This is a genomic window from Micromonospora haikouensis (assembly GCF_900091595.1).
Classification (GTDB): domain Bacteria; phylum Actinomycetota; class Actinomycetes; order Mycobacteriales; family Micromonosporaceae; genus Micromonospora; species Micromonospora haikouensis.
The window spans coordinates 86,782-109,179 of record NZ_FMCW01000002.1 but is presented as its reverse complement, the minus strand read 5'-3'; the positions used below and the strand labels follow the sequence as shown (position 1 = coordinate 109,179).

26 protein-coding genes are annotated in these 22,398 nt (G+C 72.8%); 15 read left to right on the top strand and 11 right to left on the bottom strand.

The genetic code is table 11. From position 1 onward, the window contains the following. Window positions 1-28: 28 nt before the first annotated feature. From GA0070558_RS02195 to rnhA, 3 genes are all read right to left on the bottom strand, one after another. On the bottom strand, window positions 29-253 hold the full coding sequence (locus tag GA0070558_RS02195) for a ferredoxin (RefSeq protein ID WP_256091712.1): 225 nt from the start codon (window positions 251-253) through the stop codon (window positions 29-31). Beyond that, window positions 250-1,470: a cytochrome P450 gene (locus GA0070558_RS02190; protein ID WP_256091711.1), complete on the bottom strand. Its 1,221-nt coding sequence runs from the start codon at window positions 1,468-1,470 to the stop codon at window positions 250-252. The genes GA0070558_RS02195 and GA0070558_RS02190 overlap by 4 nt, the downstream gene beginning before the upstream one ends. A 94-nt stretch (window positions 1,471-1,564) precedes the next feature. Further along, on the bottom strand, window positions 1,565-2,053 hold the full coding sequence (gene rnhA, locus GA0070558_RS02185) for a ribonuclease HI (RefSeq protein ID WP_091274993.1): 489 nt from the start codon (window positions 2,051-2,053) through the stop codon (window positions 1,565-1,567). A 97-nt stretch (window positions 2,054-2,150) separates the two neighbouring features. Here rnhA and GA0070558_RS02180 point away from each other — a divergent pair, with 97 nt between their 5' ends. Further along, window positions 2,151-3,245, top strand: a complete 1,095-nt coding sequence (locus tag GA0070558_RS02180) for a serine hydrolase domain-containing protein (protein WP_256091710.1) — start codon at window positions 2,151-2,153, stop codon at window positions 3,243-3,245. Window positions 3,246-3,260: 15 nt separating this feature from the next. Here the strand turns inward: GA0070558_RS02180 and GA0070558_RS02175 are convergent, their stop codons facing one another. Both GA0070558_RS02175 and GA0070558_RS02170 read right to left on the bottom strand, forming a co-directional pair. Continuing rightward, entirely contained in the window at window positions 3,261-4,451 is a 1,191-nt protein-coding gene (locus GA0070558_RS02175) for a lycopene cyclase family protein (RefSeq protein ID WP_091274990.1), read from the bottom strand. Window positions 4,452-4,513: 62 nt separating this feature from the next. Next, the gene (locus GA0070558_RS02170; protein ID WP_256091709.1) at window positions 4,514-5,419 is read right to left on the bottom strand and encodes an aldo/keto reductase; all 906 of its coding nucleotides are present in this window, start codon (window positions 5,417-5,419) and stop codon (window positions 4,514-4,516) included. Between the two features lie 184 nt (window positions 5,420-5,603). Here GA0070558_RS02170 and GA0070558_RS02165 point away from each other — a divergent pair, with 184 nt between their 5' ends. From GA0070558_RS02165 to GA0070558_RS02150, 4 genes are all read left to right on the top strand, one after another. Further along, window positions 5,604-6,089 carry a hypothetical protein gene (locus tag GA0070558_RS02165; protein WP_091274987.1) on the top strand — a complete coding sequence of 162 codons (486 nt, stop codon included), beginning with the start codon at window positions 5,604-5,606 and terminating at the stop codon, window positions 6,087-6,089. An 82-nt stretch (window positions 6,090-6,171) separates the two neighbouring features. After that, window positions 6,172-6,795: a class F sortase gene (locus GA0070558_RS02160; RefSeq protein WP_091274984.1), complete on the top strand. Its 624-nt coding sequence runs from the start codon at window positions 6,172-6,174 to the stop codon at window positions 6,793-6,795. A gap of 63 nt (window positions 6,796-6,858) precedes the next feature. Beyond that, window positions 6,859-7,968 (top strand): magnesium and cobalt transport protein CorA, encoded by a 1,110-nt coding sequence (locus GA0070558_RS02155; protein WP_091274980.1) that lies wholly within the window; start codon window positions 6,859-6,861, stop codon window positions 7,966-7,968. Window positions 7,969-8,309: 341 nt separating this feature from the next. After that, window positions 8,310-8,963, top strand: coding sequence for a C39 family peptidase (locus GA0070558_RS02150; protein ID WP_091274977.1), 654 nt, complete (start codon window positions 8,310-8,312; stop codon window positions 8,961-8,963). Between the two features lie 105 nt (window positions 8,964-9,068). Here the strand turns inward: GA0070558_RS02150 and dusB are convergent, their stop codons facing one another. Further along, window positions 9,069-10,250, bottom strand: coding sequence for a tRNA dihydrouridine synthase DusB (dusB, locus tag GA0070558_RS02145; RefSeq protein WP_431973932.1), 1,182 nt, complete (start codon window positions 10,248-10,250; stop codon window positions 9,069-9,071). 178 nt (window positions 10,251-10,428) lie between these two features. On the opposite strand from dusB, the gene GA0070558_RS02140 reads away from it, so the two are divergent. Beyond that, window positions 10,429-11,451, top strand: a complete 1,023-nt coding sequence (locus tag GA0070558_RS02140) for a type IV toxin-antitoxin system AbiEi family antitoxin domain-containing protein (RefSeq protein ID WP_256091708.1) — start codon at window positions 10,429-10,431, stop codon at window positions 11,449-11,451. Between the two features lie 53 nt (window positions 11,452-11,504). Here GA0070558_RS02140 and GA0070558_RS02135 read toward each other — a convergent pair whose 3' ends face one another. From GA0070558_RS02135 to GA0070558_RS02125, 3 genes are all read right to left on the bottom strand, one after another. Then, window positions 11,505-12,884, bottom strand: a complete 1,380-nt coding sequence (locus GA0070558_RS02135; protein WP_091274972.1) for a glycine--tRNA ligase — start codon at window positions 12,882-12,884, stop codon at window positions 11,505-11,507. A 120-nt stretch (window positions 12,885-13,004) separates the two neighbouring features. Beyond that, the gene (locus GA0070558_RS02130) at window positions 13,005-13,580 is read right to left on the bottom strand and encodes a hypothetical protein (RefSeq protein WP_218106945.1); all 576 of its coding nucleotides are present in this window, start codon (window positions 13,578-13,580) and stop codon (window positions 13,005-13,007) included. A gap of 24 nt (window positions 13,581-13,604) precedes the next feature. Continuing rightward, the gene (locus GA0070558_RS02125; RefSeq protein WP_043966812.1) at window positions 13,605-13,946 is read right to left on the bottom strand and encodes an antibiotic biosynthesis monooxygenase family protein; all 342 of its coding nucleotides are present in this window, start codon (window positions 13,944-13,946) and stop codon (window positions 13,605-13,607) included. Between the two features lie 28 nt (window positions 13,947-13,974). Between GA0070558_RS02125 and GA0070558_RS02120 the strand changes: the two genes are divergently transcribed. The 8 genes from GA0070558_RS02120 (at window position 13,975) to GA0070558_RS02085 (ending at window position 20,330) form a co-directional block, all read left to right on the top strand. Further along, entirely contained in the window at window positions 13,975-14,232 is a 258-nt protein-coding gene (locus tag GA0070558_RS02120; RefSeq protein WP_091274970.1) for a DUF6703 family protein, read from the top strand. Between the two features lie 103 nt (window positions 14,233-14,335). Continuing rightward, complete coding sequence (locus GA0070558_RS02115; RefSeq protein ID WP_091274966.1) at window positions 14,336-15,304, top strand: metal ABC transporter substrate-binding protein; 969 nt, start codon at window positions 14,336-14,338, stop codon at window positions 15,302-15,304. Continuing rightward, window positions 15,301-16,062, top strand: coding sequence for a metal ABC transporter ATP-binding protein (locus tag GA0070558_RS02110; RefSeq protein ID WP_091274962.1), 762 nt, complete (start codon window positions 15,301-15,303; stop codon window positions 16,060-16,062). The genes GA0070558_RS02115 and GA0070558_RS02110 overlap by 4 nt, the downstream gene beginning before the upstream one ends. Window positions 16,063-16,064: 2 nt before the next feature. Then, window positions 16,065-16,931, top strand: a complete 867-nt coding sequence (locus tag GA0070558_RS02105) for a metal ABC transporter permease (protein ID WP_043966808.1) — start codon at window positions 16,065-16,067, stop codon at window positions 16,929-16,931. A 43-nt stretch (window positions 16,932-16,974) separates the two neighbouring features. Continuing rightward, window positions 16,975-17,274: an ArsR/SmtB family transcription factor gene (locus GA0070558_RS02100; RefSeq protein ID WP_043966807.1), complete on the top strand. Its 300-nt coding sequence runs from the start codon at window positions 16,975-16,977 to the stop codon at window positions 17,272-17,274. Further along, a complete protein-coding gene (locus tag GA0070558_RS02095; protein WP_091274959.1) occupies window positions 17,271-17,666 on the top strand; it encodes a Fur family transcriptional regulator in 396 nt (131 codons plus the stop codon). The genes GA0070558_RS02100 and GA0070558_RS02095 overlap by 4 nt, the downstream gene beginning before the upstream one ends. A 48-nt stretch (window positions 17,667-17,714) precedes the next feature. Then, complete coding sequence (locus GA0070558_RS02090) at window positions 17,715-18,320, top strand: hypothetical protein (RefSeq protein ID WP_091275558.1); 606 nt, start codon at window positions 17,715-17,717, stop codon at window positions 18,318-18,320. A gap of 582 nt (window positions 18,321-18,902) precedes the next feature. Continuing rightward, entirely contained in the window at window positions 18,903-20,330 is a 1,428-nt protein-coding gene (locus GA0070558_RS02085; protein ID WP_091274956.1) for a cellulose binding domain-containing protein, read from the top strand. A gap of 9 nt (window positions 20,331-20,339) precedes the next feature. Here the strand turns inward: GA0070558_RS02085 and GA0070558_RS02080 are convergent, their stop codons facing one another. After that, on the bottom strand, window positions 20,340-21,596 hold the full coding sequence (locus GA0070558_RS02080; RefSeq protein ID WP_091274953.1) for a cellulose binding domain-containing protein: 1,257 nt from the start codon (window positions 21,594-21,596) through the stop codon (window positions 20,340-20,342). A gap of 91 nt (window positions 21,597-21,687) precedes the next feature. Between GA0070558_RS02080 and GA0070558_RS33230 the strand changes: the two genes are divergently transcribed. Further along, complete coding sequence (locus GA0070558_RS33230) at window positions 21,688-21,858, top strand: hypothetical protein (protein ID WP_176734065.1); 171 nt, start codon at window positions 21,688-21,690, stop codon at window positions 21,856-21,858. A gap of 33 nt (window positions 21,859-21,891) precedes the next feature. Here GA0070558_RS33230 and GA0070558_RS02075 read toward each other — a convergent pair whose 3' ends face one another. Continuing rightward, complete coding sequence (locus GA0070558_RS02075) at window positions 21,892-22,395, bottom strand: DUF6328 family protein (protein WP_091274950.1); 504 nt, start codon at window positions 22,393-22,395, stop codon at window positions 21,892-21,894. Window positions 22,396-22,398 lie beyond the last annotated feature (3 nt).

The window sequence follows — 22,398 nt, the reverse complement described above, 5'->3', positions numbered from 1 at the left end:
CCCCGCACCGGCGGGCGGGCCCGGCCGGTCAGGGCTGCGTCGTCGACGTGAGGCGGATGGCGCCGGCCGGGCAGACCTCGACGGCGCGGCGGACCCGCTCGGCCGCCTCCGGCGGCGGCTCGGGCCGCCGCAGCAGCACCAGCCCGTCGGTGTCGTCCTGGTCGAAGACCTCCGGCGCGGCGACCACACAGTTGCCGGACCCGCAGCACCTGCCCCGGTCCACCGCCACCCGCACCACGCCCACCTGGCTCACCAGGTCACCTGCAGGTTGTTGAGGCCGAACACGACCGACGTGTCGCGGGTCGACACCTGCTGCGGCACGACCGCGGCCCGCAGGGTCGGGAAACGGTCGGCCAACCCCACCAGGGCGATACGCAGCTCCGCGCGGGCCAGCGGCTGACCGATGCACTGGTGCACCCCGAAGCCGAACGCGAGGTGCTGGTGGGCCTGCCGGTACGGGTCGAACTCCTCCGGGTCGTCGAAGACCTCCGGGTCGCGGTTGGCCAGCGACAACACCGCGATGACGCCCTCCCCCGCCCGGATGACCTGGCCGCCGATCTCGGCGTCGACCAGGGCCAGCCGGGGCAGCCCCGTGCGCACCACGCTGAGGTAGCGCAGCAGCTCCTCGACCAGCTCGGCCGCCCGGTGCGGCGACTCGCGCAGCGCCGCGAAGCGGCCCGGCTCGCGCAGCAGCAGCAGGGTGCTCAGGCCGATCATGTTGGCCGTGGTCTCGTGGCCGGCGACGAGCAGCAGCAGGGCCATGCCGACCAGTTCGTCGACGGTGAGCTGCCCGGTGGCGACGCGGTCGCGCACCAGCCGGCTGATCAGGTCGTCGCCGTCGGCGTCGTGGTGCCGGGCGACGACCAGCTCACGCAGGTAGTCGCGCAGCTCCTGCGCGTGGGCCCGGACCAGCTCCATCGACGTCGTGCGGTCCAGCAGGGTGCGGCTGCGGACCTGGAAGAAGTCGTGGTCGGCGTAGGGGACACCGAGCAGGTGACAGATCACGATGGACGGCACCGGCAGGGCGAACGTCTCGACCAGGTCCGCGGGTGGACCCGCCGCGGCCAGGTCGGCCAACGCCGCGTCGACGGTCTGCTGGATCAACGGCTCGATCCGCCGCACATTCTTGATCATGAATTCGGCGGTGAGCATCCGGCGCAGCCGGGAGTGTTCCTCCCCGTCCATCCGGATGAAGCCGCCCTGCCGGTCCGGCTCCGACTGCGGGGGCAGCGGACGCAGCAGCGGAAACCCGGGACGCTCCAGGTCGGCGCTGAGCCCGGGGTGACGCAGCACCTGACGCACGTCGGCGTGCCGGGTGACCAGCCAGGCGGGCGCGCCGGTCGGCAGCCGGACCCGGGTCACCGGCCCCGCGAGCCGATGCCGCTGCTCCTCGTCGAGCAGCGCGAACGGGCCGTGATCGAGAGTGGACGCCGGCCAGAGCGGCAGGTCGGTAGCGGCGGTCGCGGTCACGCGGACACCTCCCGTGACAACTGAAAGTAACGCCATCGATCCGCAACGTTACCCACCGGTGTGCCCCGGCACAACCCCACCCCGTGACGCAACGTCACCCCCGTCGGGCCGCCCCCGCCCCCACCTCCGCCCGCGCCTGCGCCATGCCCCGGCCGGCCAGGGCGTCGGCCCGCTCGTTCTCCGGATGCCCGTTGTGCCCCTTCACCCACAACCAGGTCACCTCGTGCCGGGCGCAGGCCGCCTCCAACCGCTGCCACAGGTCCGCGTTCTTGACCGGCTGCCGCGCCGCCGTCACCCACCCGTTGCGTTTCCACCCGGCCAACCAACCGGTGATGCCGTTACGCACATACGTGCTGTCGGTGTGCAACCGCACCGACACCGGCCGGGTCAGGCTCTCCAACGCCCGGATCGCCGCCATCAGCTCCATCCGGTTGTTGGTCGTCGGCGTCGCCTCTCCCCCGCACAGGTCCCGCTCGTGGGTGCCGTACCGCAGCACCGCACCCCACCCACCCGGACCCGGATTGCCGCTGCACGCCCCGTCGGTCCAGATCTCCACGACCCCACCGGCCGCCGCATCCACCATGCCCGCAACCTACCGGCCGCCCCGACCGGCACCGACCACCCCCCGCCGGCAGAAAACCGGCGGCGCCACCACCGGCGGCATGGCAGGGTGGCTCACCGTGACCGACCGCCTCGACAACCTCCGGGCCGAGATCCACGCCACCATCGACGGCCTCGTCTGCACCGGCCGCGAGGCAGGCGTACAGGTCGCCGCCTACCTGCACGGCGAACCGATCGTCGACGCCCACGCCGGCGTCGCCGACACCACCACCGGCCGGCCCATGACCGCCGCCACCGGCGTCTACGGCGTCTCCACCGGCAAGGGACTCACCGCCACCGTCGTACACGTGCTGGCCGAACGCGGGCACCTCGACTACGACCTGCGCATCGCCGACGTGTGGCCCGAGTTCGCCCGCCACGGCAAGGACCACATCACCCTGCGCCACGCCCTCACCCACACCGCCGGGATACCGGCGCTACCCGCCGACGTCACCCTCGACGACTTCGCCGACTGGGACCGCATGTGCGGCATCGTCGCCGACGCCCGACCCCTGTGGACACCCGGCCACCAACTCGCCTACCACGCGTGGACGTTCGGCTGGATCGTCGGCGAGGTGATCCGCCGCGTCACCGGCCGCCGCGTCGGCGACATCCTCACCGAGGATGTCGCCGCGCCCCTCGGCGTCGCCGGGGAACTGCTCTGCGGCGTCCACCCCACCGCCCAACCCGGCCTGGCCCGCATGGAAGACGGCAACCTGTCGACCATGCTGGAGGCGTTCGCCGGTCAACTACCCCACCTCGACCGGGTCGTCCCGCCCGGGGTCCGCCCCGACGCCACCCTCGCCACCCGACCCGACGTGCCCGCCGTCGGCACCCTCACCGCCCGCGCCGCCGCCCGCATGTACGCCGCGCTCCTCGGCCCCGTCGACGGCGTACGGCTGATCTCACCGCACCGGCTGCGTGCCGTGTCCTCCCCCGCCGTCCGCGGCACCGAATGGGTCTTCGGCCGGGAAACGACCTGGGGTCTCGGCTACTCCATCGACGACGACGGGTCCTTCGGCGCCGCCGGCAGCGGCGGCAGCCTCGCCTTCGCCTACCCCCGGTGGGGCCTCACCGTCGCCGCGACCCGCAACCGCCTCGCCGTCGGCGACGGCGACCCCCTGCAGCACCTGCGGGCCCGCATCCGCGACACCGTCGCCGCGAGCCCCGGCTGACCGGCGACCCCGCGCTCACCCGGGCCGACGCAGCCGACCACGCAACCGCCCCACCGCGTCACCGAGCACCGCGGACGTCATCGGCGCCAACGGGCTCGACCGCATCACCGCCAGATCCTCCACCACCCCGGTGTCACCGTCGAGGAACCGCAGCACCCGCGACGCCGGATTACGGTCGAACAACCGGTCGAAGAACTCCGGACCACCGACCCGACCCGTGTCCAGGGCCCGCAACGCCACCGCGTCCATCCACAGGTGCCGACGCGGATACGCCGGTGCCGGCACCGGCGCCCGCCCACCCGCCAACGCCGCCGCCACCTGCTCGGCCTGCCGCAGCATCGCCGAGAACGTGAACCCCGTCGACGGGCGGGTCGCGCCACCCGCCGTGCCCAACCGCACCACCCGAGGCGAGGGACGACGCGGAAACGGCGCATCGGTCATCGGAATCACCCCATCCTCCACCTCCCGCACCACCAACGCCGCCGGATCCCACCCGAGCCGACCCAGATAGCCGCGCAACGCCCGGTCGTACCCGTCGCCCGTCAACCGGGCCGGGGAGAACTCGGTGTACTCCACCAGCGCGAACCGGTCGCTGACCGGCAACACGTAACCGAACGACACCCCCCGGCCCGGCTGCGGGGTGCGGAAATCCATCAACACCGCCCGCCGCGGATCGAACAACGCCACCTCCGAGGCGACCCACCAACCCCGGAAATGCTGCAACCAGCACGTCCGGCCCGGCCGCGCCGGCGGCCGGGGACGCGAGTCGAGCACCCACGACGCCCGCACCAGCGGCGCACCGTCCCCGCCGCGCACCACCACCCGCGTGCCGTCGTCGTCGAGCCCCGCCACCGCCACGTCGAACCGTACCGCCCCCAGCCGCCGCTCCGCCTCCGCCGCCCGCGCATACACCGGAGCGGACCGCACCATCGCATACCGCAGCGGCGCCAGGTCCAGCACCCGCCGGCGAGCCGGCGTGACCACCTCCACCTGCCCCCAACTGGCGCTGAGCACCCCGTCGAGCTCACCACCGGGACGACCCCAGAACGCCCACGTGCGATCCTGGCCGCGCCTGCGCACCGGATCCACCACGGCGACCCGCAACCCCGCCAACCCGTGCCGGTCCAGCGCCGCCAGGACCAGCGACGCGGCACCCCCACCGCCGACCAGGGCGACGTCGACGTCGACCGGCACGCCATCGTTCACCCCGACACGCTGTCACACCACCCGCCGCCACCCGACACCGGCCGGCGGCGACAACGCCACCGTCACTCGCCGCGCCGGTGCACGGCCTCCAACCGGGTCAGGTCCCCGTCGGTCAACCGCAACGCCCCCGCCGCCACGTTCGCCACCAGATGATCCGGATCGCCCGTGCCGGGAATCGCCAGCACGTTCGGGCCCCGCCCCAACGTCCACGCCAGCCGGACCTGCACCGGCGACACCCCGTGCGCCGCGGCGACCGCCCGCACCTCCGCGTCCTCCACGCCGCTCGCGCCCGCCTCCCGGCCCGTGGTCGCCAGGGAAAAGAACGGCACATACGCCACACCCTGCGCCGCGCAGTCCCGCAGGAACTGGTCGTGGCGCGTCCGATACCCCAGCCCGTACGCGTTCTGCACACTCACCACCGGCGCGACGGCCTGCGCCTGCGGCAGATGATGCGGACGGACGTTGGAGATGCCAAGCTGCCGGATCAGACCCGCCTCACGCAGCTCGGCCAACGCGCCGAAATGCTCCGCCACCGACTCCAGACCATCCTGCCGCAGATACACCAGGTCCAGGTGGTCACGGCCCAACTGCCGCAGGTTCTCCTCCACCTGCCCCCGCAACTGCTCGGGCCGCGCCAACGGCAACCACTCCCCCGACGCGTCCTTGCCCGGCCCGACCTTCGTCGCGATCACCAGATCCTCCGGGTACGGCGCGAGAGCCGTATTGATCAGCTCGTTCGCCGAACGCAACGCCGAGAAATAGAACGAGGCCGTGTCGATGTGGTTGACACCCAACTCCACGGCCCGGCGCAACACCCCGACCGCCCGCCCCCGGTCGCTGGGTCGACCATCCGCCGTCTTCGTCAACCGCATCGCGCCCAGACCCATCCGGTTGACCGTGAGATCGCCCAGCGTCCACGTGCCCGCGGCGTCCGCGGTGACAGTCCCCGTATTCATGATCACGATCATGGCACGGACGGACCACCCACACCGCCCCACCAGCCCCCGCCACAGGACGGCAACGAAGAATTCTCAATCCCACCGGATCGAGGACCCAACCCTCCTAGTGTGGGACACACCGGTGCTACACACGGAGCTGGCCACCCGAACGACGTCCCACGCGACAGCGGACGAAAAGTGAGGGAAGACGCGTATGAAGGCACAGACAATCCTCGGATCGGCAGCGCTCGGCGCGGGCCTCGGCACACTCCTGCTCCCCGCCGCCGCCATCGCCGACACCACCGTCTCACCAGCCACCACCCCGGTCGGCGGCACCGTCGTGCTCACCTCCACCTGCAACCCGAAATCCGGCGACGCGCTCTTCCACGTCACCGGCCCCGACCGGGACCAGAACGTCCGATCCACCACCGCCGCAGCCGGCGGCGGACTCAGCGCGGAACTGTTCACCGCCGGATTCACCCTCGGCACCTACACGGTCACCGCCACCTGCGGCGACGGCACCACCTCAGGCAGCGCCACCTTCACCGTCACCCCGATCGGCGCCGCACCCGCCGGCACCGGCACCGACAGCGACACCACCGGCCTCCTCGCCACCGGCAGCACCCTCGTCGCCGCCGCCACCACCAGCGCACTCATCCTCACCCGCCGACGACGCCGCCGCACCACCGCACCAGCCTGAACCACACCACCCATCCCTGCCACGGGTGCCCGCGCCGGCCACCACCGACGCGGGCACCCCCACCTGCCCGAAAGGAGACACCGTGGCAGCCCCCCACCACACCCACCGGGCCGCCATCACACTGACCACCCTCACCGCCGCCGCCGGACTCGGCCTCCTCGCCACCGCCGCAACCCACACCCCACCCCCACCACCCCAACCCGACACCAAGCCCACCACCACCAGCACCACCAGCCCCGCACCACCCCTGCCCCACGCCACCCCCCTGCACATCACCATCCCCACCATCGACGTACACGCCGACATCGTCCCCGTCGCCGCCACCACCGACGGCCAACTGGAAGTCCCCCCAGCCGGCCCACCCCCCACCGCCGGCTGGTACCGCCCCGGCGTCAGCCCCGGCGAAGCCGGCAACGCCGTCATCGTCGGACACGTCGACAACCGCGACACCGGCCCCGCCGTCTTCTTCAACCTCGGCCGACTCAACCCCGGCGACCGCATCCACATCACCCGCGCCGACAACCGCACCGCCACCTTCACCGTCGACGACATCCGCACCTACCCCAAGACCCGCTTCCCCACCGCCCTCGTCTACGGCACCAACCCCACACCCCAACTCCGCCTCATCACCTGCGGCGGCCGCTTCGACCAACGCCACCACACCTACCCCGACAACCTCATCGTCTTCGCCACCGCCGTGCCCTGACCCACCACCCCACCCGAAGATCCCCTACGGTTGCCGTCAGTCCCCGCAAGGCGGAGGTGACCGGTGGACCAACGACCCGCACCGACCCGACAGCGCACCACCCTGCCCGACCTGCTCCGACGCGCACTGCGCCGCCCCACCCGCACCACACCACCCGCCACCGGACCGACCAACCCCGACGCCGTCGTCGACTGCGCCGTCTACGTCAACGGCCAACGCCAACCCGGCCGACCCCACTACACCGACGCCCACACCCACAGCCGCCGCAACCGACACTCCTTCGTCTGGCTCGGCCTGCACGACCCCACCCCCGCCGTCATGACCGCAGTCGGACACACCTTCGGCCTCGACGAATTCCACATCACCCAGGCCCTCACCGACGGACACCGACCCACCCTGCAACGCCACGACGACGTCACCCTGCTCGTCCTCCGCACCGCCGCATACGTCGAACACACCGAACTCACCGAGACCTCCGAAGTCGTCGACACCGGCGACGTCATGATCTTCATCGGCGACCGCTTCGTCGTCACCGTCCGCCACGGCGCACCCGGCGCACTCACCACCGTCCGCCAGGACCTCCAACAACGCCGCGCCATCCTCGCCGAAGGCCCCTGGGCCGTCGCATACGCCATCTGCGCCCGCATGGTCACCCAGTACCTGGACGTCGCCACCCACGTCGAAACCGACCTCGAACAACTCGAAGAAACCGTCTTCGCCCGCGAACGCACCGCCGACATCCCGCACATCTACCAACTCAAACGAGAAATCGTCGAACTCAAACGCGCCGTCCTACCCGCACAGGCACCACTGCGCACCCTGGCCACACCACCCACCGACGGCCCACCCCCCGCGCTACGCCGCTGGTTCACCGACGTCGACGGCGACCTCGCCCGAGCAGTCGACCGCGTCAACGCCTACGACGACCTGCTCAACTCGATCCTGCAGACCCGCCTGGCACAACTGGCCGTCGAACAGAACAACGACATGCGCAAGATCGCCGCCTGGGCCGCCATCGCCGCGACCCAAACCGCCGTCGCCGGCATCTACGGGATGAACTTCACCCACATGCCCGAACTGCACTGGCGCTACGGCTACGGCGCCGCACTCCTGCTCATGGCCACCGCCGCACTGACCCTGCACCGACTGTTCCGCCGCTCCGGCTGGCTCTGACCACCCACCACGACAAACCCGGCACGCCACCCACCACCCACCTGTCCGGTCCACCCCACGGCGTCCCGTGGCCCGGGTCACCGCGGTGGCGGAATCGGGTCGGGGGCGGGGGCGTTGCATCTGGCATGCGACCGGGGCTCTGCCGCCTGGTCAGCCCCGCCCCGTGAGCCCGGTCCCCGGGTCGGGGAATGGCGGACGGGCCGGGGTCGTTACATCCTCCCGACGCCCCGAGCAGGCCGCCCCCTGGCCGCCGGGTGTGTGTCCCCCAGTCTTCTCGCGGTGCCGCCGCGCGTATCCCCCTTTCGCGGTGCCGTCTCCCCCGAGCAGAGGAGCACGCTGACATGCGTACCGATCTGATTCGTCGTACCGCTCTGACCGTTGCCGGTATCGCTGCGACCGCTGGTGGGATCGCGGGTCCGGCGCTGGCCGCGCAGGCCACCCCCGCGGAGCGGGCCGCCGCGTCGGTGCAGGCGGAGCGTCGGCCGGCGGGTGAGCGCCAGCTGGACGTGCGCTACGAGGCGCAGCCCAACTTCTACTACTGTGGCCCGGCGGCGGCGCGCAACGCGCTGAGCGTGCAGGGCAAGAACATCGACGTGGACACCATGGCCAAGGAGATGGGCACCACCGAGGCCGGCACCAACTCCATCAACGACATCACCCCCGTGCTGAACAAGGAGACCGGCCGCAAGGCGTACCACAGCACGGAGATGCCGGCCGACAAGGTCGACGGTAAGCGCGTCGACAAGCTGCGCGCCGACGTCGTCCGCGCGGTCGACGACGGCCGGGCCGTGGTGGCCAACATCGCCGGCACCGCCACCGACACCGACGGCGTCAGCCACTCCTTCGAGGGCGGCCACTACATCAGCGTCGTCGGCTACTCCGAGGGCGGGAAGACCGTGACGATCGCCGACTCGGCCAACCCGGACCAGGCCAGCTACCGCATCGACGTCGACGCCCTGGCGCACTGGATCGCCAGCCGCGGCTACGCCTCCTGACGCCACACGAAGGGCCCGACCCCGGCAGGGGTCGGGCCCTTCGGCGTGAGTAAGGAAGGGCCCCTTGTTAACGCTTTCTGTTGTACAAGGGGCCCCTGCAAACCGTCAGCCGCCGGAGTCGGCCAGCTCGGCGCCCTCCGGCACGGTGTCGTCGTCCCGGCTGGCCAGCCAGCCGTCGGGCAGGAAGACCTTGCCGGGCGAGTTCGTCCGGCCGCGCGGCTGACCCAGCGTCGCCACCGGGAACGGCTCGGCCGGGTCGAGCTTGCCGAGCAGGTCGTCGAGCTGGGCCAGGCTCTCGATCATCGCCAGCTCGCGGCGCAGCTCGCTGCCGACCGGGAAGCCCTTGAGATACCAGGCCACGTGCTTGCGGAAGTCCGTGCAGCCGTCCCGCTCGCCCCGGGCCGGGTTGCGCGCGCCCGCCGTGAACTGGTCGACCAGCAGCTCGGCGTGCCGGCGCATGGTCGTCGCCACCTCGCCGAGGGTGGGCAGCCGCCGCTCGGGCCGGCCCTCGAACGCGGCCTCCAGGTCGGCGAAGAGCCACGGCCGACCCAGGCAGCCGCGCCCGATCACCACGCCGTCGACGCCGGTGTGGGCGACCATCCGCAACGCGTCGTCGGCCTCCCAGATGTCGCCGTTGCCGAGGACCGGCACGTCGAGCGCCTGCTTGAGGGTGGCGATGGCGTCCCAGTCGGCGGTGCCCGAGTAGCGCTGCGCGGCCGTACGCCCGTGCAGGGCCACCGCCGCGACGCCCGCGTCCTGGGCGGCGAGCCCCGCCTCGACGTACGTCAGGTGGTCGTCGTCGATGCCCTTGCGCATCTTCACAGTGACCGGCACCCCGGCGGGCGACGCGGCGTCCACGGCGGCCCGGACGAGGCGGGCGAACAGTCGCCGCCGCCAGGGCAGGGCCGATCCGCCGCCGCGCCGGGTGACCTTCGGGACGGGGCAGCCGAAGTTGAGGTCGATGTGGTCGGCGAGATCCTTCTCCACCACGATCCGCACGGCGGCGGCGGTGATCTCCGGGTCGGTGCCGTAGAGCTGGAGGCTGCGCGGCCGCTCGTCGTCGCCGAAGGCGATCATCCGCAGCGTCTTCGGGTTCCGCTCGACCAGCGCGACCGTGGTGATCATCTCGCAGACGTAGATGCCGCCGCCCTGCTCCCGGCACAGCCGGCGGAACCCGACGTTGGTGATCCCGGCCATCGGGGCGAGCACCACCGGCGGCCACACCTCGTGCCGCCCGATGCGCAGCCCGCCGCCCGGCCCGCTCCCCTGCCTTCCGCTCCCACTCACCCGCCAAGTGTAAGGAGGGGCCCCTGTTAACGCTTTTTGCATAGCAAGGGACCCCTGTTAACAACCACCCGTAGCACACCCGCCGGGCCGACGGGGGCTTGTCCACAGGGCCGGTCGTTGTCCACAGGCGGGGCCGTCGGGCGGGACAGTGCGGGGCGGCGCGGCCATGCTGCCGGGCATGGCCGACTTCTCACCCGAGCTGGACCGGACCGCGCAGGGCCAGCAGCAGATCGTCACGCGGGCGCAGCTGCTCACCGCCGGCTTCGACGACATGTACCTCTACCGGCAGGCCCGCCGGGGCCGCTGGCAGCGCGTCCTTCCGGCCACGTACGCCCTGTTCACCGGCGCGCTGACCGACGAGCAGCGGCGCATCTCCGCCGCCCTCTACGCGGGCGGGCAGGCGCAGCTCACCGGGCTGGCAGCCCTGACCTGGTACGGCTTCCGCTACAGCCCGCGCAGCGACGACGTACACCTGGTCATGCCGCACCACGCGCGACGCCGGTCGGCCGGGCACGCGGTGATCTCCCGGGCGCTGGCGCTCGATGAGCGGGCCCGGCACACGGCGCTCTACCCGGTGTGCTCGCCCGCCCGGGCCGTCGTCGACGCGGCCCGGGACCTGCGCGAGCTGCGCCCGGTCCGTGCGATCGTCGCCGAGGCGGTGCAACGGGGGTACGCCGACCTGCCCGCGCTGGACGAGGAGATCCGCCGGGCGCGGCGCAGCCGGACGGCGCTGGTCCGCAAGGCGTTCGCGGAGGTCGTCGACGGCACCCGGTCGGCGCCGGAGGCCGAGCTGCGGGAGTGCCTCGCCGGTAGCCGGGTGGTGCCGCAGATCTGGTGGAATCCGCGCCTGGTCAGCGGCGACGGCGCTGTGCTGCCGACCCCGGACGATTACCTGGCTGACGCTGCGGTGGCCCTGGAGGTGGACTCGCAGGAGTTCCACTTCAGCCCGGCCGACTGGGCGCGGACGCTGGACCGACACAACGAGCTGAGCCGGCACGGGGTGCTGATCCTGCACTTCACGCCGGCGCAGATCCGCCGGGACCCGGAGCGCGTGCGCCGCATGGTGGAGGACGCGTACGAGTCGCGGCGCGGCCTCGGTGCGACGACCCGCGTACGCGTGGAGCCCCGCACCGCCGACGCCCCGCCCACCGGGGAGGCCCCGTCCCCTGGGGAGGCCCCGTCCCCCGCGGAGGGGTGGTGAGAAGGGGCCCCTTCTATACCGGAAACGTTAAGAAGGGGCCCTTCCTTACACCGTCAGCAGCCGGGGAGGCGCTCGATCAGGTAGCGCTCCACCTGGTCCAGGCCGATGCGCTCCTGGGCCATGGTGTCCCGGTTGCGCACCGTCACCGCGTTGTCGTCGAGGGTGTCGAAGTCGACCGTCACGCAGAACGGGGTGCCGATCTCGTCCTGGCGGCGGTAGCGGCGGCCGATGGCCTGCGAGTCGTCGAACTCCACCACCCAGCGCTTGCGCAGGTCGGCGGCGAGCTGCTTGGCCTTCGGCGAGAGGGCCTCGTTGCGCGACAGCGGCAGCACGGCCACCTTCACCGGGGCCAGGCGCGGGTCGAAGCGCATGACGGTGCGCTTGTCCACCCCGCCCTTGGTGTTGGGGGCCTCGTCCTCGTCGTACGCCTCCAGCAGGAACGCGAGCACCGCGCGGGTGAGGCCGGCGGCCGGCTCGATCACGTACGGCATCCAGCGCTCGCCCTTGGCCTGGTCGAAGTACGACAGGTCGACGCCGGAGTGCTTGCTGTGCGTGGACAGGTCGAAGTCGGTGCGGTTGGCGATGCCCTCCAGCTCGGCGAACTCGCTGCCGCCGAACTGGAACTTGTACTCGATGTCGACGGTGCGCTTCGAGTAGTGGGAGAGCTTCTCCTTGGGGTGCTCGTAGAAGCGCAGGTTCTCCTCCGACAGGCCGAGGTCGAGGTACCAGTTCCAGCGCTCCTGCAGCCAGTACTCGTGCCACTGCTCGTCGGTGCCCGGCTCGACGAAGAACTCCATCTCCATCTGCTCGAACTCGCGGGTGCGGAAGATGAAGTTGCCCGGGGTGATCTCGTTGCGGAACGACTTGCCGGTCTGCGCGATGCCGAACGGCGGCTTCTTGCGGGCGACCGTCTCGACGTTCTTGTAGTTGACGAAGATGCCCTGGGCGGTCTCGGGGCGCAGGTAGTGCAGGCCCTCGTCGCTCTCCACCGGGCCGAGGTAGGTCTTCATCAGGCCGTTGAACATCTTCGGCTCGGTGAAGGTGCCCTTGTTGCCGCAGTTGGGGCAGTTCAGCTCCGTCAGCGAGGTCAGCGGCTTGCCGTGCTTGGCCTCGTACGCCTCCTCCAGGTGGTCGGCGCGGAACCGCTTGTGGCAGGACTGGCACTCGGTGAGCGGGTCGACGAACTCGGCGATGTGGCCGCTGGCCTCCCAGACCTTGCGGGCCAGGATGACCGCCGAGTCCAGGCCGACGACGTCGTCGCGCTGCTGGACCATGGTCCGCCACCACTGCCGGCGGACGTTCTCCTTCAGCTCCACCCCGAGCGGGCCGTAGTCCCACGCCGACCGGGTGCCCCCGTAGATCTCACTGGAGGGGAAGACGAAGCCTCGGCGCTTGGCGAGGCTGACGACGGCGTCGATACGGTCGGCTGGCATGTTGTTTCCTCCTACGCCGGCTGGCGGTCGGCGGGGGCGCGCGGTGGATGGAACGGTCGGTTCGGGACCCACGGTACGACCGCGGGGACCCCGAGCCCAGCAGAATACCGGGGGCGGTGGTCAGCTCACCCCGCAGACCTCCATGGCGCCGGTCTGCTCGTCGGGGGCGAGGGTGACCTCCTGGTCGCCCCGGTCACCGCCACTGAAGGTGACCGAGACGGGCACGGTGAGGTTGACCGTGTCGACGTCGCCCACCCGGTACGAGTCGATCTGCGGCTCGGCGGCGACCCGCCGCTCGAACTCCCGCCGGGACTCGCGCCGTTGCGCGTCGTCGCAGAGCGCGTCGTACGACTGGTCGTACTTGCGCTCGGCCAGCCCCCGGTAGTAGTCGTCGGTGACCGACCGGCCCTGCTCGCGCACGGCCTGCACGTTGCTGACCGCGAGGCCCACCACGGCCGTGCCGCCCCCGCCGCAGCAGATCAGCACCGCGAGCGCCCCCGCGCCGAGGCCGAGCCACAGGCGGGCGCCGCGCCCCTCGGTGGGGGGCGCCGCGAACGGCGGGACCACCCCGGGGCCGGCCGGGGGCGCGGGGACCTGCGGCTCCGGGGGCGTCGGCGGCACGCCGGGGGCCGGCGGGCCGTCGGGCCCGGGCGCCACGGGGTACGGGGGTGGACCGGACGGTCCGGGTGCGGTCATAGGTGCAGGGTAGTGCCCGGCGGCTCAGCGCAGCGGATCAGCGGCCCGATCACTGGGGTTGACCTCCACGGCGCCGCCGGGGGCCGCGCCGGCCAGCGTCTCGTACGCGGACGGCTCGTCCAGCGACTCGGCCAGCAGCGGCGTGGCGTGCACCTTCACGTCGAACCCGCCGAGCGCCCGCCGGTACGTCCCGACGGACTCCCACTCGGTGACCAGGCACCAGTGGCGGGGGTCGTCCAGGGCCCGCAGCAGCTCCCCGCGCAGGTAGCCGGGGCGGGCGGCGAGCGCGGCGAGGGCGGCGTGCGCGCGTTCGGTGAAGGCGGGGGCGACGTCCTCGTCGATCACGAACCGGTTGGTGACCAGCACCCGGGATCCTCCTCGTAGAGTCTGTGGGATGCAGCGTACGCAGCGCTCCCTGCCGCTCCGGCTGGCCCGGGCGAACCCGACGACGGTCTTCCTGGCGGCCCTGGTGCTGGTGCTGGTGGGGCTGTTCGCCCCGGGGGTGCTCGGCGGGGCGCTGCTGCTGGTGCTCGCCGCCGCGCTGGCGGCGCTGCTGGTCACCACCTGGCCGGTGCAGTCCCCGGCGACCCGGGTGATCCGGCTGGTGATGCTGACCCTGCTGGTGGCCGTGGCGTTGGCGAAGCTGCTCTGAGCCGCCCTGCCGCCGACAGCGGAGTCGGCACTAGCAGAAGAGCCACTCGCATGCAAGCATGCGTTTTTGACAATCAATTTCGTTATCGCGGAGAGTTGGGGGCATGATGCTCCGCCGCCCCACCGTACGTGTCCTGGCCGCCGCGACCGCCCTGGTCGCGCTCGGTGCCGCCACCGCCTGCTCCGACGACGGCACGACGGGCACCGACCCGCAGCGGGTCGACGTGGCCGCCGCCTTCTACCCGCTGCAGTTCGTCGCCGAGCGGGTCGGCGGCGACGCGGTCCGGGTCACCAACCTGACCAAGCCCGGTGCCGAGCCGCACGACCTGGAGCTCACCCCGAGCCAGGTCGGCGAGGTCAACCAGGCCGAGCTGGTCGTCTACCTCAAGGGCTTCCAGCCGGCCGTGGACGAGGCGATCGCGCAGAGCGGCGGCGACCGGGCCTTCGACGTGGCCGGGGTGCAGCCACTGCTGGCCGCGAGCGCGGGCGGGCACGACCACGAGGGCGAGGGCGCGGGCCAGCAGGAGCACGCCGACGAGGAGGACACCGGCGGCAGGGACCCCCACCTGTGGCTCGACCCGACCCGGCTGGCCGGCGTCGCCGACCAGCTCGCCGAGCGGCTCGGCAAGGCCGACCCGGAGCACGCCGCCGACTACACCGCGCGGGCGAAGACCCTGCGCGCCGAGCTGGAGAAGCTGGACGCCGACTTCGCCGCCGGGCTGAAGACCTGCCAGCGGCGGGAGATCGTGGTGAGCCACACCGCCTTCGGCTACCTGGCCGAGCGCTACCAGCTCGAACAGGTCGGCATCACCGGTCTCACCCCGGAGACCGAGCCGTCCCCGCAGCGCCTCGCCGAGGTGGCGAAGGAGGCCAGGGAGCACGGCGCGACCACGATCTTCTTCGAGACCCTCGTCAGCCCGAAGGTCGCCGAGACCATCGCCCGCGAGGTCGGCGCGAAGACGGCGGTGCTCGACCCGCTGGAGGGGCTGTCGGCCGACGGCGGCGGGCAGGACTACCTTTCGGTGATGCGCACCAACCTGCAGACCCTGAGGACGGCGTTGAGCTGCTCGTGACCGAACCTGTCATCACCGTCGCGCACGGGGTGGTCGGCTACGACGGCCGCCCCGTGCTGCGGGACGTCTCCCTCGCCGTCGACACCGGCGAGGTCGTCGCCATTCTCGGCGCCAACGGCTCCGGCAAGTCCACCCTGATCCGCGCGGTGCTCGGGCTGGTCCCGCTGCACTCCGGGTCCGTCGCGCTGTTCGGCACCCCGCTGCGCCGGTTCCGGCAGTGGAAACGCATCGGGTACGTCCCGCAGCGGCTCGGCGCGGGCGGCGGGGTCCCCGCCACGGCCCGCGAGGTGGTCGCCTCCGGCCGGCTGGCCCGCCGGGGCGTGCTGCGCCCGCCGGGGCGGGCCGACCGGGTGGCGGTCGACGCCGCGCTGGCGTCGGTGGGCCTGGCCGACCGGGCCGGCGACCCGGTGGCCACCCTCTCCGGCGGGCAGCAGCAGCGCACCCTGATCGCCCGGGCGCTGGCCGGCGAGCCGGAGCTGCTGGTCCTCGACGAGCCGACCGCCGGGGTCGACGCGGCCAGCCAGGAGGCGTTCGCGGGGGCGCTGCGCGGCTTCCTCGACGGCGGCGGGACGGTGCTGCTGGTCGCCCACGAGCTGGGGCCGCTGCGCCCGCTGATCAGCCGCGCCGTGGTGGTGCACCAGGGCGGGATCGCGCACGACGGGGCGGTCCCCGAACCGGCCGGGCACCACGCCGACCCCGACCACGACCACGTGCACCCGCACGCACCCGACGAGCCCGCAGGGCTGTGGAGCAGTTGAGCATGGAGCTTTTCCAGTACCCGTACATGCAGCGGGCCCTGATCGGCGCGCTGGTCATCGGCCTGGCCGCTCCGGCGCTCGGCATCTACCTGGTGCAGCGCCGGCTGGCGCTGATCGGCGACGGGGTGGGGCACGTGGCGCTGACCGGGGTCGGCGCGGGGCTGCTGCTCAACCGCTCCCCCGTGCTGGTGGCGGTGGTCGTGGCGACGCTCGGCGCGGTCGCCATCGAGCTGGTCCGGGCCCGGGGCCGCACCTCCGGCGACCTCGCGCTGGCGCTGCTGTTCTACGGCGGCATCGCCGGCGGGGTGATGCTGGTGGGGCTCTCCGACGCCACCAGCGCCAACCTCAACGCGTACCTGTTCGGGTCGCTGACCACCATCTCGCCGCAGGATCTGACCACCATCGTGGTGCTCGGGGCGGCGATCCTGGTCACCATGCTGGCGCTGCGCCCGGCGCTGTTCGCGGTCTGCCACGACGAGGAGTACGCCCGGGTCGCCGGCCTGCCGGTGCGGGCGCTGAACCTGCTGCTGGCGGTCGGCACCGCGGTCACCGTGACGATCGCCATGCGGGCCGTGGGAGTGCTGTTGATCAGCGCGCTGATGGTGGTCCCGGTGGCCACCGCCCAGCAGGTCACCCGGGGGTTCCGCGCCACGATGACGGCGGCCATGGCGCTCGGGCTGTTCGCCGCCGGCTCCGGCGTGTGGGTGGCCGCCAACGCCGACACCGCGCCCGGGGCGTCCGTGGTGCTGCTGGCGATCGCCTCCTTCCTCGCGGTGGCGGTCGTCGCGGCGGCCTGGCGGGCACTGCGCCGCCGACGCGCGGAGGCCGGCACGCCGGCCCCGGAACCCCACGAGGTGGTACTTCGTTGATCCTGCGCCCCGGCGTGTCGGCGGGATTGGTTACCGTTATCCAGTGACCAGCGGATCAGGGTACGAGGCCTACGAGGGCGCCGGTGAGCTGCTGCGCGCGCTCTCGGCCCCCATCCGACTGGCGATCGTGAGCGAGCTGGCGCAGGGTGAACGGTGCGTGCACGAGCTGGTGGAGAAGCTCGGGGCCGCCCAGCCGCTGGTCTCCCAGCACCTGCGGGTGCTGCGCGGGGCCGGCGTGGTCCGGGGCTCCCGGCGTGGCCGCGAGATCGCGTACGCGTTGGTCGACGAGCACGTCGCGCACATCGTGGCCGACGCGGTCAGTCACGCCGGGGAGGCATCATGAGCGAAGGCACCGCCGTCCGGAACACCCGGCAACGCTCCGCGGTGAGCGCGCTGCTGGGCGAGGTGGAGGGCTTCCACAGCGCGCAGGACCTGCACGCCATGCTCCGCGAGCGCGGCGAGCGGGTGGGGCTGACCACCGTCTACCGCACGCTGCAGGGGCTGGCCGACGCGGGTGAGATCGACGTGATGCGCCCGCCGGGCGGCGAGCACCTCTACCGGCGGTGCAGCGAGGGCCACCACCACCACCTGGTCTGCCGGGTCTGCGGCCGCACGGTCGAGGTCGCGGGGCCGACCGTGGAGGCCTGGGCGGAGCGGGTGGCGGCGCAGCACGGGTACGCCGACGTCAGCCACACCCTGGAGATCTTCGGCACCTGCCCGGCCTGCGCCGGCTGACAATTCCGACCCGTGCCCAGCCGGGGCGGCCGTGGCACGCTGTGCGGCGTGAAAATCTACGCCGATCGCTTCCCGACCGCCGCCCGTCAGTTGCTCACCGACCTGCTCGTCCTCGCCTGGGTGTACGCCGCGATCCGCTTCGCCCTCTGGGTGCACGACCTGGTGGAGAAGCTCGCCGTACCGGGGCAGAAGCTGGAGGGGGCTGGCGGCGGCCTGGCCGACAACCTGGCCGAGGCCGGCGGCAAGGTCGGCCGGGTGCCGCTGGTCGGCGACGAGCTGACCGCCCCGTTCACGAAGGCCGCCGACGCGGCGCGGGCCGTCGCCGAGGCGGGCCGCGACCAGCAGGAGCTGGTCGGTCAGCTCGCGCTGGCGCTCAGCATCGCCGTGCTGGTCTTCCCGCTCGGCCTGGTGCTGTTCGGCTGGCTGCCGCTGCGGCTGCGCTGGATGCGCCGGGCCGCCTCGGCGAAGGCGCTGGCCACCGGCCCCGCCGGCCGGGACCTGCTGGCCCTGCGGGCGCTGGCCGGACAGCCGCTGGGGAAGCTGGCCCGGATCGCCCCGGACGTGGCCGAGGCGTGGCGGCGCGGCGACGACGCCACCGTCGACGCGCTCGCGGCGCTGGAGCTGCGCCGACTCGGCCTGCGCGCGGGCCACTGACCGGCCCGGCCTGCCGGACCTGCCGGAGCGCACCGGCGAACGTGGGGCCTGCCGGGCCCGCCGGAGCGCACCGGCGGGCGTCGGACGGACCGGCGGGCCTGCCGGTCGCACCGGCGCGCGTAGGGTCTGCCCCGCCGCGCCGACGTCCGGCGGGACGTGACGCCGCGTGACTCGCCGCCCCGACGCCGCCGCCCCCTCCACCCCCTTTGCTCTGCACCCACATGCGCAGCACTCACGCAGCGCGACCACACGCCGCTCCCTCGACACGGTCCGCGATCTTGCCGAGTGGCTGCTCAACTCAGGTGTTGCGTGGATGGGTGCAGAGCAAAGGGGGCGACGAGACGTGTCGGGGGCGGCAAGGTCGTGACGCAGGGTCAGGCCGACCGTCGGCCTCGGAGAAGCCACGACCGTGACGCAGGGCGACCGCCACGCGGGCCAGCCCGCGAGCGCCGCCACGACCGTCGCGTCTGCCGCGCCCGCCGTGGTTGTGCGCACCAGAGGAAGAGGATTAGATGGGCGTCGATACGTGTGCCTGGGGTGCCTGCCCTATGCCGGTGCCGGGGCGCCGGGAGGGAGCGACCCATGTCCGTGTCTCGCAGGCGGTCGATCGTCGCAGCCGGCGCCGTCGGCGTGGTGGCGATGCTCGCCGCCACGCTCCTCGGGCTGCCGCCGGCACGGGCGGCGAACGGTGACGGCTCGCCCACGGACCCGAACATCGCGTTCGTCGGCCGCTGGGACAAGAGCAACAGCACCGCGTACGTGCCGAACTGGGCCGGGGCCTACCTGAAGACCGGGTTCACCGGCACCACGGTCAAGCTGCGGCAACGCCGCACCATCGACCTCTACTACAGCATCGACGGGGCCGACTTCACGTACCTGACCAACGTCAGCGGGACCGTCAACCTGACCCCCGCCCCGCTGCGCGCCGGCAACCACACGCTACTGGTGTCGTACCGGGTGGTCGGCGGCTCGTACACCGGGGACGCGGTGTTCCAGGGGCTGACCCTCGACGCGGGCGCGACCACCCTGCCGACCCCGGTGCGGCCCCGGCTGATCGAGTTCGTCGGCGACTCCATCACGCTGGGCACCACGTCGTCGCGGGTGGCGCTGACCGCGTACGGCTGGCTGACCGGCGAGCAGCTCGGCACCGAGCACACCCAGCTCGGCTACGGCGGGGGCTGCCTGGTGGCCACCGCCGACGGCTGCGTCAGCGTGGCCGCGCAGTTCCTCAAGACCGGGTACGCGGCCACCAGCCCGAACTGGGACTTCAGCCGCTACCAGGCCGACGCCGTCGTGATCAACCTGGGCACCAACGATCGCGGCCACGGGGTGAGCGGCGCGGACTTCCAGAGCCAGTACGCCACGTTCATCCGTACCGTGCGGGGGAAGTACCCGCGCGCGGCGATCTTCGCGCTGCGTACCTTCAGCGGCCGGTACGCCGCGGAGACCGCCGCCGCCGCCGCGACGGTGACCGGCGGCGGCGACCGCAACGTGTTCTACGTGGACACCACCGGGTGGCTGCCGGCCGACGGGCTGAGCGACTCGGTGCACCCGAACGACGCCGGCCACCGGGCGATCGCGGCCCGGCTCGCCCCGATCGTCGCCGCGAAGCTGGCCACCACCCCGACGCCCGGCACCACCACCCCACCGGCCACCACCCCGCCCGCCACGACCCCGCCGGCCGGCACGACCGGCTGCTCCGTCGGGTACGCGGTCACCGGCCAGTGGCAGGGCGGCTTCCAGGGCGAGGTCACCGTCCGCAACACCGGGACCGTGCCGGTCGACGGCTGGACGGTGCAGTGGACGTTCGCCGACGGCCAGCGGATCAGCCAGGCGTGGAACGCGAGCTACGCGCAGAGCGGCGGCACCGTGCGGGCGACCAACGCCAGCTGGAACGGCACGATCGCGGCCGGCGCGACGGTGAGCTTCGGCTTCCTGGCCGACACCCCCGGCGCGAACACCCGGCCGACCGCGTTCACCCTCAACGGCGCCGCCTGCGCGCTCTCCTGACCGCTCGCGTCAGCGCAGGTAGGCCGCCAGGCCGATCTGCTGGTCGCGCAGCGCGGTGGCGACCACGCCGGCGATCTGCCGGGCACCCGCCGCCTCGAAGTGCGTGTGGTCGTTGCAGAAGAACGCGCCCACCGCACCCGAGCCGTAGTCGCCGTTGTTCGGGCACAGCCCGAGCCGGTTGTACAGCGTGTAGCTCAGCCGGTGCAGGTCGATGACCGGCACGTTGTTGGCCGCGCCCGCGTCGAACGTCTCGGTGAGGAAGCCCCGGTTGCCGACGGCGGTGCTGCCCGAGCAGGTGATCGCGGCGGCCGGGGTGAGGAAGACCGGGCGCGCGCCGCGCTGCTTGGCCGCGTTGGCCATCACGCCGAGCAGCTGCTTGTACCGCGCGGAGCCGACGTGCCGGTTGCAGTTGGGGTCGCCGTCGTTGATGCCGACCTGGATGAACAGGTAGTCGCCGGCCTTCATCCCGGTGCCGGAGTTCAGCATGGCCTGCCAGCGGGTCGAGTACGTCTCCGGGCTGACCACGCACTCGCCGGCCGAGTTCTTCGTGGTGGTGACGTTCGGGTCGTACAGCCAGGTCTGGATGCTGCGCCCGCCGACCGCGCTGTTCACCACGGTCGCGTTGGCGTTGAGGTACTGGCCGAACTGGTTGCCCCAGCCGACCGGGCAGGCACCGCTGGAGGACGGGTTGGCGACCGTGGAGTCGCCGGCCAGCCAGACGGTGACGGGGGCCTGTGTGGAGGGCGTCGGGGTCGGCGTACGGGACGGGGTGGCCGACGGCGACGACGGGGTGGACGGCGGCGCGCACGGCGTGGCGGTCGGCGCGCCGGTGCACGGCAGCCCGTTGAGCGAGAAGGCCGTCGGCACCGGGTTGGCGGTGGTCCACGCGCCGTTGAAGCCGAAGCTGACGCTGGCGTTGGTGCCGATGGCGCCGTTGTAGCCGGCGTCCCTCGCGCTGACCGCCGACCCGCTCTGGGTGACGGTGGCGTTCCACGCCTGGGTGACCCGCTGCCCGGTGGCGAAGGACCAGGTGAGCGTCCAGCCGGAGACCGGGTCGCCGAGGTTGGTGATGGCGACGTCCGCGCCGAAGCCGCCCTGCCACTCGCTGGTGACCTTGTAGTCGACCCGGCAGCCGGTGGCCGCCGCGGTGGCGGCCCCGGCCGCGACGGCCACCCCGCCCGCCAGGACCGCCAGCGCGATCGCGACCACCCCGGCGGCACGCCGATACGCCGCGCCCCACTTATTGATTGATGACCTTCGATTCATACGCGCATGCTACCCGGCCGGGCCCGCCGCCCGGCCCAGCTCGGCGGCCGACCGCCGGCCGGCCGCCGAGCCGCTCGTCTAGGGTGGGGCGGTGCTCTACTTCCTGATCGTCGTCGCCGTGCTGCTGCTGGCGTACGCCGCCGTGCTGGTGAGCTTCGTCAAGCGGGGCCGCAAGATCCCGCCGCAGGCGTACCTGGTGCTGGCGCTGCTCAACGGGCTCATCCTGGCGGCCGTGCTGGCCTGGGCGATCGCTTCCCGCTGACCGGCCCCCTTGCACTCCGCTGGTCGCGGCAGGTCAGTCGCCCGTCAGCGGCTGCGGGTCGTCATCGTCGTCGTCGATGTCGTCCTCGCCCCAGTTGCGGCGGGCGAACGGCAGGAAGACCCAGAAGGTCAGGAACCACACGGCGGTGACCGCGGTGAGCACGAACGCGATGCCCCGGTCCAGCACGAAGTCGGTGATCAGCAGGACCGCGCTGACCATCGAGACCAGCATGAAGCCGAGCCCGCCGCTGGCCATCCGGTGGGCGAAGCGGACCAGCTCCGGCTTGCGCCCCTGCCGGAACAGCGCCCGGTGGAAGGCCACCGGGGAGATGATCATCGCGGTGGCGGCGGCGGCCGACAGCAGCGCGACGATGTAGACGTCCTTCTGGAAGTCGCTGGTCCTGGTGAAACCGTTGCTGAACGGCAGCGTCAGCAGGAACGCGAAGAGGATCTGCACACCGGTCTGCGCGACCCGCAGCTCCTGGAGCAGGTCGGCGAAGTTGCGCTGCCAGCGCTGCCGCTCGGTTTCCTTGGACACGCG

Excerpts from the sequence above, each read along its gene's own strand:
- rnhA (WP_091274993.1), bottom strand. The coding sequence starts at position 2,053 with ATGGTGGATGCGGCGGCCGGTGGGGTCGTGGAGATCTGGACCGACGGG.
- GA0070558_RS02170 (WP_256091709.1), bottom strand. The coding sequence starts at position 5,419 with ATGATCGTGATCATGAATACGGGGACTGTCACCGCGGACGCCGCGGGC.
- GA0070558_RS02165 (WP_091274987.1), top strand. The coding sequence starts at position 5,604 with ATGAAGGCACAGACAATCCTCGGATCGGCAGCGCTCGGCGCGGGCCTC.
- GA0070558_RS02150 (WP_091274977.1), top strand. The coding sequence starts at position 8,310 with ATGCGTACCGATCTGATTCGTCGTACCGCTCTGACCGTTGCCGGTATC.
- GA0070558_RS02140 (WP_256091708.1), top strand. The coding sequence starts at position 10,429 with ATGGCCGACTTCTCACCCGAGCTGGACCGGACCGCGCAGGGCCAGCAG.
- GA0070558_RS02135 (WP_091274972.1), bottom strand. The coding sequence starts at position 12,884 with ATGCCAGCCGACCGTATCGACGCCGTCGTCAGCCTCGCCAAGCGCCGA.
- GA0070558_RS02130 (WP_218106945.1), bottom strand. The coding sequence starts at position 13,580 with ATGACCGCACCCGGACCGTCCGGTCCACCCCCGTACCCCGTGGCGCCC.
- GA0070558_RS02120 (WP_091274970.1), top strand. The coding sequence starts at position 13,975 with ATGCAGCGTACGCAGCGCTCCCTGCCGCTCCGGCTGGCCCGGGCGAAC.
- GA0070558_RS02115 (WP_091274966.1), top strand. The coding sequence starts at position 14,336 with ATGATGCTCCGCCGCCCCACCGTACGTGTCCTGGCCGCCGCGACCGCC.
- GA0070558_RS02105 (WP_043966808.1), top strand. The coding sequence starts at position 16,065 with ATGGAGCTTTTCCAGTACCCGTACATGCAGCGGGCCCTGATCGGCGCG.
- GA0070558_RS02095 (WP_091274959.1), top strand. The coding sequence starts at position 17,271 with ATGAGCGAAGGCACCGCCGTCCGGAACACCCGGCAACGCTCCGCGGTG.
- GA0070558_RS02085 (WP_091274956.1), top strand. The coding sequence starts at position 18,903 with ATGTCCGTGTCTCGCAGGCGGTCGATCGTCGCAGCCGGCGCCGTCGGC.
- GA0070558_RS02080 (WP_091274953.1), bottom strand. The coding sequence starts at position 21,596 with ATGAATCGAAGGTCATCAATCAATAAGTGGGGCGCGGCGTATCGGCGT.